The following is a 12,319-nucleotide window of genomic DNA, read 5'->3' as shown; positions in this document are numbered from 1 at the left end:
AATGAATCATTTGACTTGTCAGAACACTTCATTTCCGCACATTCTTTCTACATTTGCTACAATCAAGATAGAACCTAGAAGGAGGAACGTTCATGAAGCGATTACGCTGGCCCCTGTTTTTAACCGTTTCACTCTTACTGACCGCACTGTTTGGTTACGGTTTCGTCAACGCCTATAGTGACGTCGTCAATCCACCGAAGCGTGCCGTCCTCACACCAACAAAGGAAGAACCTGTCAAAAAAGGCGGAACGTACGTCGCGCTTGGTGATTCCTTGACGCGTGGTGTTGGAGCATCTAACGGAAATAGTTATGCTGCTCTTGTCGGACGCGACCTTGTCAAAGCGAACACGGTCGAGCGTTTTCAGAATCTTGCCGTCAGTGGTGCCCGGACGGAAAATTTATTAAAACAACTCAAACAAAAAGAAGTCCTACGCTCAGTCAGTCAAGCGAAAGTCATCTCGGTGACGATCGGCGGAAATGACTTGTTCAATCGTGGCGAAGGTGTCACGAATTTCGATGCAAAGAAAACGGCCGCGACGATTACGACGGCTCAAGACAACTTAAAAAAGACGTTCCGGATTCTGCGCGAACAAAATCCGGATGCTGTCATCTTCTACGTCGGACTTTATAATCCTTTCCGTGCAACGGAAAACGGTGAGGCGTTCGATGCGATCGTGCAAGACTGGAATGCTAAATCCCGGACGCTCGGGATTGAATATGACGTCGAAATCATCGACACATTCAATCTCGTTCGCGACGTCAAACGTGATTTATCAAGCGATCAGTTCCATCCGAACGACTCTACCTATGAAGAGATCGCAAAAGCCGCATTACTTGCTGTCAATAAACGTTTCTAAAACAAAAAGCCGCCTAAATGGCGGCTTTTTGTTCCGATTCATTTCAGGCGTTTGGCCAAGGCGATGAGTCCCCATTGAAGCGGCAAACGTGTCCAGAGCAACCATGATGGAAGGCGCTTCCCATTGACCGGTTTCGGATTGACGGCCATATTGACGTTTGCCGGTAAGACCGCGTACAAAAAGGCCGGAAGCGTCTTACGAACGAGATGTACTCCTTTTCCTGTCAATAGCATGAGACCATAAGCGATCTCGATCACACCCGTTACTTGGACGAAAAAGCGCTTGAACGGAATGAACGACGGCATGATGCTGACAAACCCTTTCTCGTTGCGGAAATGACCAACTCCCGCAAACAATAATCCTGCTCCATAGACTAAACGTAATAGCATGATCTTTCACTCTCTCTTTCCACTTTACGGATTCATTCGAAACAGCTTCAGTGTATCGAACTGATCCGATTATCTCAACTTTTAGAAATTGTCGTCGAATTATGGGGAATGATGAGTCATTTCGGAATGTCTCCCGTAATCAGGTGACAAGTCGCTTCATTTGCTATGATGAAGTCAGAAATCATACAGGAAGGGATGACGACTTATGGCTGGAAAAACAAAAGGACTTTTACCTGGATTGACTGGAGGAATCATCGGTGCCGTTCTGACGGCAACGATCGCGTTTCCGATTTTACTCGATCAAGAACAACAGGTCGCGGACACACCACTCTCAAACGGAATGCCAAAACAAGTCTCGACGACGTCGAATGATCCAGTGACGAATGCAGTCGCCACTGCTCAAAAATCCGTTGTAACGGTGACGAATTATCAAACCGGTAATGCGATGTCGCAAAAAGAAGCAGCTGCCGGCTCGGGATCTGGTGTCATTTATAAAAAAGAGAATGGAAAAGCATACATCATTACGAACCACCACGTCGTCGATGGCGCATCAAAACTCGATGTCACACTTAACAACGGTAAAACACTGCAAGCCAAATTACTCGGTAGTGACGAAACGTATGACTTAGCCGTGTTAGAAGTCGACGCAAACGACGTTCCAGGCGTCATCACACTCGGGAAATCGGCTGACTTAAAAGCCGGACAGACTGTCCTTGCGATTGGTAATCCGCTTGGTGAATTCCAAAACTCCGTTACCCGTGGAATCGTCAGTTCGAAAGACCGGACTGTACCGGTCGATACGAATAACGATGGACAAGACGACTTTAATACAACGGTCATCCAGACGGATGCCGCGATCAATCCTGGTAACTCAGGCGGTGCCTTGATCAATGAACAAGGACAACTCGTCGGTATCAACTCGATGAAAATTGCCGAGTCGGGTGTTGAAGGTGTCGGTTTCAGTATTCCAATCGATGATGCATTACCAATCCTCAAACAACTTGAGACGAACGGTAAAGTCGAACATCCGACACTCGGTGTTTCCTTACAAGATGTGGCGGCGTTCCCTGCTGGTTATTTAAAAGATCAAGTTAACTTACCAGACAGTCAAAAAACAGGTGTCGTCGTCATGTCAGTCGAACCGAACAGTCCAGCCGCTGCGGCTAAACTGAAAACAGGTGACGTGATCACGAAAATCAACGACTCCGAGATTAAAGGATTCGTCGATATCAAAACGGCACTCATCAAATCAGACGGTCCACTCTCACTGACAATCATCCGTGACGGAAAAACGATGACGGTCGAGACAAAAACAACGACGACCGACCAGCTGTAAACTTCAGCCTGACGTTTCGTCCGCCTTCCTTTTCGGGTATTGTTTTAGAACAATATCGAATTGGGAGGCTTTTTCTATGTATGACTTAATCGGCATCGGCATTGGTCCGATGAATTTAGGGTTGAGCGCACTGGCTCATCCGACAGATTTAAAAACGTTATTTTTTGACGAAAGCGAACAATTCTCATGGCATCCCGGCATGATGATTCAGGACTCGATGATGCAGACAAGCTTCATCTCCGATCTCGTCACACTTGCTGATCCGACGAGCGCATTTTCTTACCTTAATTACTTACGATCGATCCAACGTCTCCACACGTTTTACTTCTATGAAAAACTTCTGATTTCAAGACAAGGTTACAATGATTACTTACGCTGGGTGGCGACACAGCTTAACGATTTACGATTTTCAACCCGCGTCGTCGATGTGCAAGATACCGGTGATAGTTTCGAGGTCCTCGTCGAAGATGTCACAACTGGTAAACGGGAAACGTTCGAAGCACGGAACGTCGTCATCGGTACTGGCTCAAAGCCCGCGATTCCAGACACGTTTGACGAGCGTGTCATTCACAATACACAGTATGTCATGAACAAGGCAGAACTGTTGCAGCGCAAAAAAATCAGTATCGTCGGCTCCGGTCAAAGTGCTGCCGAGATCTTCCTTGATCTTTTGACGACACCTGCTCCAGAGCGTCCTGAACTCGAATGGATTGCGCGTTCGACACTGTTTGAGACACTCGAGACCGGTAAACTCGGAGAAGAAATTTTTTCACCGAGCTATGTGACGTATTTCAACCAACTCCCACTCGAAGTAAGACAAGAGTCGGTCAAGAAATTCGCCCGGTCTCAGAACGGCATCAGTCCAGAGACCCTGCAATCGATCTATGCCCACCTCTATGATTTGACGGAAGAAGAACAGCAACAAGTCGCGATTCGCGCGAATCTTGAAGTGAAAAAGATTACCTATGACGAACGGTTCACGATTGCGATGCAACATCAAGAGCTCGAAGATGAACGCTCGTCCAAAACAGATGCTGTCATCGCGGCAACCGGCTTTTCGCCATCCCTTCCAAGCTTCATTGATCGACTCGATATCGTGTTCGAAGCACCCAACGCTTGGAAAGTCGACGCGGACTATCAAATCGTGCGTTCCGTCGAGACGGCGCATCATCTTTACGCAACCGCTAATTTAGAGTTATCACATGGTCCAGCAGCTGATAATCTCGGCATGTCTGTTTCGCGGAATCAGTTGATCTTGAACGCTGTCGCCGGTACGGAACTTTATCCGGTCGAACAACATGCGACGTTTACGACGTTTGATTAAGTCAGATGAGCATACAGTAAAACGGACGAGGTATGGTGCGCGCCATACCTCGTCCGTTTTGTCTATTTCAATGCTTCACGTCACGGTTTTTTCGTTAGTTCTAGTGCAGCCAGTAACAATAACGTAGCTTGCACCCGTGTCACTCCTGATTTAGCCAGTAACAGATGAAAGGCAATCAACCAGTTGACTTCGTCTGAAAAACGATTCCGTGCTCGCTCCCGATCGACGATCCGGGTCACGTAAATCCAATCAACACGTTCCATCGATGGTAATAACGCAAGAAGCGGCATTAAACGATCCCAAATAATGATTTCTCGCCGTTCAAGTAGTTCCCGCCAAGCAACGATTCGTTCTTGTTGCGCTGACGCATCCGGATGCGCTGCTAAGATCTGCGCCGTAATGACACGTTCACTCGTCCGTTCCATATATTGCGCAAGCCACTCTTCAAACGTATCAACGCGTTCTAAAAACGTATCTGGTAGTGGGTGCTGTTCAAGCAAAGTCGATGTCACGACATACTGCTTCGCGGCATTCAGATGTGGTCGTGTCGCATGCAAGCGTTCCATGTAGGGAAACGCATCAATCCCTTGTCGACGGTTCAGTACTTCATTGAGTGCAAAAAATGGTCGGACTCCTTTATCACGAATCAATCGATGTTTAATCTTCTTTTCAGCGACGATGATTTCTTCGATGAGGACATCAGGATCCATGCTATTCAGTTGAACATGGGCAACGAGCAATGGTGTATAGCGGCTCCGTAACGCTGAAAAGCGAGATGTCTTGTGTTTGATCGTTCGCATCAGACGTTCGTAGACATTCTGCTCAAAGACAGTATCGTGAATCGTGTAGGACAGCGCAAAAAAACGATGGAAATCATGTGACGATTCCTCCCGCAAGACGGGATAGCTCTCATCATAATTCTCACAGAATTGACCGTACATCCTTCCACCTCTCCTTCTTTTCTATGCATCGTTTTCCCTAAAAATGGCTTGCACAATCATATTTTTAAACGCACAAAAAAAGCAACGGAACATGTCCATTGCTTTTACATTCTTTCAAATCGATTCAAACTCGTTGTCTCTCTAACAAACGGGAGAAATAACCACCTTGATCCATCAACTCGTCATGCGAGCCCTCTTCGACGATCCCGTCTTTCGTGACGACGAAAATCTTATCCGCATTCCGGATCGTCGCTAAACGGTGCGCAATGACGAGGGTCGTCCGGTTCTCAGACAGTTCGGCCAGCGACTCTTGGATGAGTGCTTCCGTTTCCGTATCAAGGGCAGACGTTGCTTCGTCCAGAATCAGAATCGGTGGATTCTTTAGGAACATCCGTGCGATGGCAAGTCGTTGCTTTTGTCCACCCGATAACTTGAGTCCCCGTTCGCCAATTTGTGTCGCATACCCATCTGGAAGATCCGCGATCATCGGTCCGAGGTGGGCACGTTCCGCCGCTTGCACGATGTCTTCGTGCGTTGCATTCAGATCACCGTAGGCGATGTTCTCAGCGATCGTCCCTGAGAACAAGAAGACATCCTGCTGGACGATACCGATTTGTTGACGCAGAGACTCCTTCGTCATCTGCCGGATATCGATTCCGTCAATTGTGATTGCGCCATCTAGAACATCATAAAAACGTGGAATCAAAGAACAGATCGTCGTCTTCCCTGCCCCGGATGTTCCGACGAATGCGACCGTCTGACCAGGTTCGACCGTCAGATTGATGTGTTCTAAGATTAGACGATCCGCTTCATATCCGAATGCGACATCCTTGAAGGTGATGCCACCGTTCAAGCGATCAACGACGAGCGCATCTGGCGCATCAGGTAAGGACGCATCTTCATCAATCATCGAAAGGAATCGCTTAAAGCCCGCCATCCCTTTCGGATACATCTCAAGCAATGCCGTGATCTTATCGATTGGCTTCAATAAGATATTCATGTAGAGAATGAAGCCGACGAGTTCTCCTGCCGTTAAGGCTTCGCGATATGTCAGGTACGCACCGACGACTAAGACGGCAAGTGTCATCAAACGAGTCGTCAAGTAGATGCCGGACAGGCTCTTACTCATGACCTTGTAGGCATTGATCTTCGACTGACGGAACGTTGCGTTGTCTTTTTCAAAACGCTCGATTTCGTAAGCTTCGTTCGTGAACGACTGGACGACACGGACACCGGAAACACTGTCCTCGACGCGTGAATTGACTTCCGCGATGTTACCGTACATCCGGTCCCATGATTTATTCATCCGAACGTTCGCATAACTGATCAACCAGATCAGGAACGGCACAGCAATGATCGTCACGAGGGCAAGCGGCACATTGATCGTCAGCATGATCGAGAATGCACCAAGCAAGGTCATGACGGCAATGAACGCATCTTCCGGACCATGATGGGCTAGTTCCCCGATATCGAACAAGTCATTTGTGATCCGGCTCATGATATGACCCGTCTTTGTATTGTCAAAGAAACGAAACGACTGTTTCTGGACATGACTAAACAACTGACGACGCATATCGGTCTCGATATTAATCCCGAGCTTATGTCCGAAATAGTTGACGACGAATTGCATCAGCGTACTGATGACGTATAACGCCAATAATCCGACGCTGACAAGGATGATCCAGTTCATCTCTCCGTTTGGTAACAAGGAGTCGATGAACCATTTAACTGCGAGTGGAAACGCAAGTTCTAAAATCCCTACGAATAAGGCAGACGTAAAATCGAGCCAGAATAAACGTTTATGCGGGATATAATACTGATAAAAACGGTGTAACATGTGTATCCTCCTTCCGAGTACTTCTAGTGTACTTGAACTTTTTTGAAAATACTCCTTCTACCTATTCGTTTTTTTGAAAAACGGTATTACAGTTTTCCAGACAAAAATTATATTTTTAATTCAGGGGAATCAGCACTTTTTATGACAAAATGGTAACAACGATTTTCACCTATCTCTTGGAAGGAGCTATGTCACGTGAAAAAGACTGTTCTCGCCCTCACGACGCTCGCTTTGGTCGGTACCACGGTTCCGGTTTCAGCCGCGTCAACGACACTGACTTTGACGGATAACGTCAACATTCGCACGGCTGCCTCGACTTCCGCGAAGGTCATCACGACGCTAAAAAAAGGTACGAAGCTGACAGCTGTCAAGAAAGTCAACAGCTGGTATGAAATCCGCTATCAGTCGAAACCAGCTTTCATTACTTCAGCATATGTCAAAGCAACGACGGAAAAGGCTCCGACAACTACGACCTACATAACGAACACCGATGCCGTCAACGTCCGGCAAAAAGCAACGACGAGTTCAAAATCACTCGGAAAACTGGCAAAGAATACTGTCTTGACTGTTCAGAAACAATCAGGTGATTGGTACCAAATCACATATAAGAAACAAACGGCCTATGTCCATGCGACGTTAGTCAGTAAAAAGACATCAAACGTCATGACGGATTCCAAACCACCAGTGACGACTCCCGTCAAACAAGTCGTTAAAGCGGTCGATCGATCGAAAGTCTACACGGTTAATGCGAAGGAAGGCTTGAATGCTCGGACTGCTGCAGCGACGAATGCAAAAATCTACAAGACATTACCGCATCAAACGATTCTTGATGTCACAGGTGCCGTTGATTCATGGTACCAAGTCAAGCTCGACGGAAAAGAAGCATATGTCGCTTCGACCTATGTCAAAGCTTCAACAAAAGCATCACCACCAACAACGCCGACGACGCCTGGAGTCTCTTTGACGCCGGTTGATGCTTCGAAGACGTATCGCGTCAACGCACCAACTGGATTGAATGTCCGTACGTTACCTTCGACGTCGTCTAAAGTCTTCACACAAGTCGGACACGGTTCGACAGTCAATGTCACGGGTGAAACGACAGGAAAAGATAGCGGCTGGTACCAGATCAAGATTGGAACTGGTCTTTACTATGTCGCGAAGAGTTACATCACGACGGGATCCGTCACGACGACGCCTCCGGTCACTCCAACGACACCCCCGGTAACGAACGTTCCTGGTTCAACATTGATGGAACGTGCGATTTCGATTGGGCAACAATATCTTGGAACGCCATATCGCTGGGGCTCAAGCAATCCAGTCAACGGTGGCTTCGACTGCTCTGGTTTCATCAATTACACGTTGAATGCTGCTGGCTATTCTGTCGGACGGACGAACGTCAACGGTTACTGGAATGATGACCGTTATCTTGGGGCGAAACTTTCGAAACTTCGTCAGCCAACACGCGGCGATATCATCTTCTTCGAAAACACTTATGCCGCTGGTCCAACACATATCGGCATCATGCTGAACAACGACCAGTTCATCCATGCAAATGAACCAGCTCTTGGCATCAGCCGTCTTTCAGAACGTTACTGGACGCAAAAACTATTAGGCTTTAAATCACTTTAATCATTTCCTCATCCATCCCTCGGGGTGGATGTTTTTTGTCTTAACACCCCTCTTTGGAATATACTGGATATGGAAAGGATGTGTCTGTATGTCTTACAAAACACTTTATGTCCGACTTCTCTTTCTTGCCTTATTGATTTTTGGTGGCTCGATGCTCTTGCATTATGTCCAGACGGGTGACGTCTATATCGGGCACTTGATCGTTTCCGTCCTTGCATGCGTCTTATTAATTTTCAGAAGAACGACATCCTCACACGAACAGGCATGAAGCGCACTCGCTTCATGCCTGTTTTTTCGTCATTGAACATTAACCAATGCTTGTATCTCTCGCTCAAGATCGCCTTTGAGGCGTTCACTTTGAAGATCATCCTTCAATCGCAAGACATCATCCAGCCGTTCATGACCGACACCTTGTTGCATCGCTAGTATGAGCGTCTGTAGCATCATCGCTTGGTCAAATCCACTCGCCGCTAGCCAGGCATCTTGCATCTCCCATATCTTATCGACGCTCTGCTGAAGCGTCTGATTCGGTAATTCGATGCCGTTCACAAGGAGATGGACTTCGAGTTGTCCGATGTAATGCTTCGCGTCATCGATCGCCACAGTGACGAGTTTTTCCCACGCCATCTGCATGCCGTCCGTATCGTTTTCAAAAATCGCAATGAGTCCTTTCGTCAAATCGACTTCGATTCGTCCGACGGCAGTCGTTTCACTAAATGCAAAAAATTGCTCCAGTCGATCAAACTCTTGCTGTGATTGTTCGATTTCACCTTCTAGATATAAAAACAATCCGAGGAAACGTTGAAACGAAATGACATGATAATAGACATCTTGCTCCCGCATATACTGAACCCCTTCACGCAATAAGGCGATCGCTTCTGTATAGTGATCATCGAACAAACTTGCTCGAAGTGCACGTAAGATTTGGAAATTTAAATAGGTTTTTGGCGCCAGTGGAATCTCGCGTGGTACATCCATTGCTTCGATCAGCTCATACGCTTCCTTTGTCCGTTTGAGATTGAATAAAAAATAGACTTTCGAGATCTGAACGAGCAGCTGCTCATCTTGACGACCGAGCTGTTGAAAAACTCGCTCCGCCTTCTCGAAATATGTTAAACCGAGCTCTGGATCCGTCGTTCGGAAGGCATCACCATATTCCTGAAAGACCTGTCCTTGCCAGTAAGAGTTTGTCTCTGGAACTAAATATGGGCGCAGAATTTCCTGAACTTTTTCGTCCGAATGATACGGGGTATCCCGCGAACGGATTGTTTCGATAAGTTCCCGCATTTGAACATCGCGTGGATCGAGCATTAATTCTTCGACCGTCACCTGTAATCGTCTAGCAATCGCCTGTAATGCGGGAACAGACGGTGTCGCCTTCCCATTCTCGACCATGCTGAGCATTGACTTCGTAATAATACCGGTCGCAACGTCCGTTTGCGTCATTTTTTTCTGTTTTCGGATCTGTTTGATACGTTCCCCTAACACACCGGTCACTCCTTTTATCCTAAAAGTTAAATTTTATTGAACTTTAACTTTACATTTTCTTTCCACTCCTTTATTCTACACTAAAGTTCAATAAAATTTAACTCTGAAGGAGTGAACAGGATGTCATTTAATTTAAAACGTGTCTTATTCGGAAAGTTTTGTTCGTTATTTGCGGCTAGTCTCTTTACGTTCGTCGCCGGACTGACCGTCTTACGGGAAACATCGTCTGGTTTTCAGTTTGCGCTCGTCCTGCTTGCAGGATCGGTGCCACGGATTTTGCTCTCACCGATTGCTGGTGTCCTTGCTGATCGCTGGAATCGGAAACGCATCATCGTCACGACCGAGAGTCTAAGTGCACTCGTCTTATTTGGACTCTTGCTCTATTCGCTACAAGCTCCGTTACATACTATTCATTACATCGTCGCGAGTGTCTTCTTAACGAGCCTGTCGACGTTCCTGTCCGTTACCTTATCAAGCTCGTTACCGCGACTCGTACAAGAAGAGGAGTTACAACGCGGGAACGCCCTCTTCTCGACGATTCAATCGACCTCAACGATCACTGCTCCACTCGTTGCGGGACTGCTTATCGCCACTGTCTCCATCACGCAATTCTTGATCTTACCGTTTCTCTTGTTTGCTTCTGCTGCCTGGTGGAATAGCCGCCTCCGCTTTCTTGCAGTGGATACCTCTCCTCTGGTTACTACCGATACTCCGTCTTTCATCTCGGAGTTTAAAGAAGGCTACCGCTATCTGTTCCGTCAACCAGTATTGACGACACTCGTCCTGATGGCGATCGTCCTGAACTTCTTTTTTGTTGCTTTCGAAATCTTGTTACCAATCGTTTTGCTCGATCGACTGCAATTCACGCCATTTCGGTTTGGATTGGTCGAGTCCGCACTGGGTGCCGGTCTTCTTGTCGCTTCGTTGCTTCTTGCCTTACCTCGCTTTACCGTGAAACGTCCGTTACGGACGATATTCGAGTCGCTCTTTTTGATCGCCTCTTGTTATGCGCTTCCTGCACTTGCTTTACTCGGCTACGTTCCCTCTGCTCTACTACTACCTTTTTTCATGATTCTATTGTTCATCGACGGCATGCTCGTCTTACGGATGAACATTCCGCTACAACTCATCGTGCAAAAACAGACTGATCCAGCTTACCTCGGGCGTGTCATCGGTGTCCTTGAATCGGTCGCCATGGCGATGATGCCGATTGGTACCCTATTATTTGGTTTACTGAGTGATCATGTGTCTATCATCGTGCTACTTGCAGTCGGTACAGTCGGCTTGTTCGGTGCAGCGTTATTCGGATTCTTCCGATTGCGTAAAGACATCGTATCCGAACGCATTCCAGTAGTAGACGCAAAAAACACGTCCTCCCTCACTTCGTGAGAAAGGACGTGCGTATAAATCAGACTGTCGCTTTGATAGCGTCCATGATTAATTTTAATGATTGTTGTTTTGCTTGTTTGTCTGCGATCATCGAAGCAATCATCACTTCGTCCGTTCCATATGAATCGGCAAGCTCTTGTAATTGTTTCGCAACGGATTCCGGGTTACCGACGATCATCCGTTTCCGATTTTCAGCAATCCGGAACTGATCTTGGAACGTATACGGATACGCTGCTGCTTCTTCCGGTGTCGGCGTTCCTGTTGACGAGACCCCTTTTTCGAGTAAGAGCAGAGATAAATCAAGGCTTGACGCCAAACGTTCTGCTTCTTCCGTCGTTTCGGCACATGTCACGAAGATCGAAACGAGTGTTTGTGGTGTCTCATTAAACGACGTCGCCATGAAATTATGACGATAGTAATCCATTACTTCCTGACCACCCTGTCCATTGATGAAGTGAGCAAAGGCAAATCCGAATCCGCGTTGTGCGGCGTTCAAGGCACTACCACCACTTGATCCGAGCAACCAGCCTTCTGGTGTCGTATCGACTTCTGGTGTTGCGACGAGTCCCGCGAACCGGTGTCCGGCAGGTGCCCCGTCTTTCAGGTAGTCGACGAGATCATCAAGTTGCTCACCATAATCAGCTCCACCAAACCGTGGCGACGAACCTTCTTGTAACGCACGCGTCGCAAGGGGCATACCACCTGGTGCCCGACCGAGACCGAGATCAATCCGGTTCGGAGCAAGTCCTTCGAGGACACGGAAGTTCTCCGCAACTTTGTAGGCACTGTAATGTGGCAACATGACGCCGCCTGAACCAAGGCGAATCTGTTTTGTCACGGCTGCCATATACGCGATCAAGACTTCCGGACTCGAACCGGCTAGGGTTTTTGCAAAGTGGTGCTCGGATACCCACAGGCGATGATAACCGAGTTCGTCCGCGATTTTCGCGAGCTCGACCGTTTCGTGTAAGGCATCAGATGGGGATTGTCCTTTAGAGACCGGGGATTGGTCTAAAATACTAAGTTTCATATATGTCTCTCCTTTTTCTTTCGAATGCGTACCTACACTGTACGCCTCCTCGTTGTACCGTGCAACGAAACTGCTTCTTTCTGTCATGGGGACGTTTTT

The 12,319-nt window shown here is 47.4% G+C and carries 11 protein-coding genes; 6 read left to right on the top strand and 5 right to left on the bottom strand.

Features of this window, described 5'->3' with window-relative positions; all coding sequences use genetic code 11:
• The first annotated feature begins 92 nt into the window (after positions 1-92).
• Positions 93-857, top strand: a complete 765-nt coding sequence (locus VJ374_RS05625; RefSeq protein ID WP_056060514.1) for an SGNH/GDSL hydrolase family protein — start codon at positions 93-95, stop codon at positions 855-857.
• A gap of 38 nt (positions 858-895) precedes the next feature.
• On the opposite strand, the gene VJ374_RS05620 is transcribed toward VJ374_RS05625, so the two are convergent.
• Positions 896-1,246, bottom strand: a complete 351-nt coding sequence (locus VJ374_RS05620; protein WP_035408747.1) for a DoxX family protein — start codon at positions 1,244-1,246, stop codon at positions 896-898.
• A 205-nt stretch (positions 1,247-1,451) separates the two neighbouring features.
• On the opposite strand from VJ374_RS05620, the gene VJ374_RS05615 reads away from it, so the two are divergent.
• Positions 1,452-2,582, top strand: a complete 1,131-nt coding sequence (locus VJ374_RS05615; RefSeq protein ID WP_035408750.1) for a S1C family serine protease — start codon at positions 1,452-1,454, stop codon at positions 2,580-2,582.
• A gap of 76 nt (positions 2,583-2,658) precedes the next feature.
• Positions 2,659-3,906 carry a lysine N(6)-hydroxylase/L-ornithine N(5)-oxygenase family protein gene (locus VJ374_RS05610; RefSeq protein WP_056060509.1) on the top strand — a complete coding sequence of 416 codons (1,248 nt, stop codon included), beginning with the start codon at positions 2,659-2,661 and terminating at the stop codon, positions 3,904-3,906.
• Positions 3,907-3,986: 80 nt separating this feature from the next.
• Here VJ374_RS05610 and VJ374_RS05605 read toward each other — a convergent pair whose 3' ends face one another.
• Together VJ374_RS05605 and VJ374_RS05600 are read right to left on the bottom strand one after the other, a co-directional pair.
• On the bottom strand, positions 3,987-4,847 hold the full coding sequence (locus VJ374_RS05605; protein WP_308101255.1) for a DUF4003 family protein: 861 nt from the start codon (positions 4,845-4,847) through the stop codon (positions 3,987-3,989).
• A gap of 124 nt (positions 4,848-4,971) precedes the next feature.
• On the bottom strand, positions 4,972-6,684 hold the full coding sequence (locus tag VJ374_RS05600) for an ABC transporter ATP-binding protein (protein WP_308101254.1): 1,713 nt from the start codon (positions 6,682-6,684) through the stop codon (positions 4,972-4,974).
• A 195-nt stretch (positions 6,685-6,879) separates the two neighbouring features.
• On the opposite strand from VJ374_RS05600, the gene VJ374_RS05595 reads away from it, so the two are divergent.
• Both VJ374_RS05595 and VJ374_RS05590 read left to right on the top strand, forming a co-directional pair.
• A complete protein-coding gene (locus VJ374_RS05595; protein ID WP_329470477.1) occupies positions 6,880-8,313 on the top strand; it encodes a C40 family peptidase in 1,434 nt (477 codons plus the stop codon).
• Between the two features lie 88 nt (positions 8,314-8,401).
• Entirely contained in the window at positions 8,402-8,581 is a 180-nt protein-coding gene (locus VJ374_RS05590; RefSeq protein WP_329470475.1) for a hypothetical protein, read from the top strand.
• A 29-nt stretch (positions 8,582-8,610) separates the two neighbouring features.
• Here the strand turns inward: VJ374_RS05590 and VJ374_RS05585 are convergent, their stop codons facing one another.
• On the bottom strand, positions 8,611-9,801 hold the full coding sequence (locus VJ374_RS05585) for a helix-turn-helix domain-containing protein (RefSeq protein ID WP_329470473.1): 1,191 nt from the start codon (positions 9,799-9,801) through the stop codon (positions 8,611-8,613).
• Positions 9,802-9,921: 120 nt separating this feature from the next.
• Here VJ374_RS05585 and VJ374_RS05580 point away from each other — a divergent pair, with 120 nt between their 5' ends.
• Positions 9,922-11,190: an MFS transporter gene (locus VJ374_RS05580; RefSeq protein ID WP_329470471.1), complete on the top strand. Its 1,269-nt coding sequence runs from the start codon at positions 9,922-9,924 to the stop codon at positions 11,188-11,190.
• A 19-nt stretch (positions 11,191-11,209) separates the two neighbouring features.
• Here VJ374_RS05580 and VJ374_RS05575 read toward each other — a convergent pair whose 3' ends face one another.
• On the bottom strand, positions 11,210-12,220 hold the full coding sequence (locus VJ374_RS05575; RefSeq protein ID WP_308101251.1) for an LLM class flavin-dependent oxidoreductase: 1,011 nt from the start codon (positions 12,218-12,220) through the stop codon (positions 11,210-11,212).
• Between the last annotated feature and the right edge of the window lie 99 nt (positions 12,221-12,319).

The sequence above is a fragment of the Exiguobacterium sp. 9-2 genome, from assembly GCF_036287235.1.
Classification (GTDB): domain Bacteria; phylum Bacillota; class Bacilli; order Exiguobacteriales; family Exiguobacteriaceae; genus Exiguobacterium_A.
The sequence above is the reverse complement of the archived record's forward strand: the minus strand, read 5'-3'. Positions and strand labels throughout refer to the sequence as shown.

What these genes read in the sequence shown, in the direction of transcription:
- VJ374_RS05625 (WP_056060514.1), top strand. Translation starts at nt 93, where the DNA reads ATGAAGCGATTACGCTGGCCCCTGTTTTTAACCGTTTCACTCTTACTG.
- VJ374_RS05620 (WP_035408747.1), bottom strand. Translation starts at nt 1,246, where the DNA reads ATGCTATTACGTTTAGTCTATGGAGCAGGATTATTGTTTGCGGGAGTT.
- VJ374_RS05615 (WP_035408750.1), top strand. Translation starts at nt 1,452, where the DNA reads ATGGCTGGAAAAACAAAAGGACTTTTACCTGGATTGACTGGAGGAATC.
- VJ374_RS05610 (WP_056060509.1), top strand. Translation starts at nt 2,659, where the DNA reads ATGTATGACTTAATCGGCATCGGCATTGGTCCGATGAATTTAGGGTTG.
- VJ374_RS05605 (WP_308101255.1), bottom strand. Translation starts at nt 4,847, where the DNA reads ATGTACGGTCAATTCTGTGAGAATTATGATGAGAGCTATCCCGTCTTG.
- VJ374_RS05600 (WP_308101254.1), bottom strand. Translation starts at nt 6,684, where the DNA reads ATGTTACACCGTTTTTATCAGTATTATATCCCGCATAAACGTTTATTC.
- VJ374_RS05590 (WP_329470475.1), top strand. Translation starts at nt 8,402, where the DNA reads ATGTCTTACAAAACACTTTATGTCCGACTTCTCTTTCTTGCCTTATTG.
- VJ374_RS05580 (WP_329470471.1), top strand. Translation starts at nt 9,922, where the DNA reads ATGTCATTTAATTTAAAACGTGTCTTATTCGGAAAGTTTTGTTCGTTA.
- VJ374_RS05575 (WP_308101251.1), bottom strand. Translation starts at nt 12,220, where the DNA reads ATGAAACTTAGTATTTTAGACCAATCCCCGGTCTCTAAAGGACAATCC.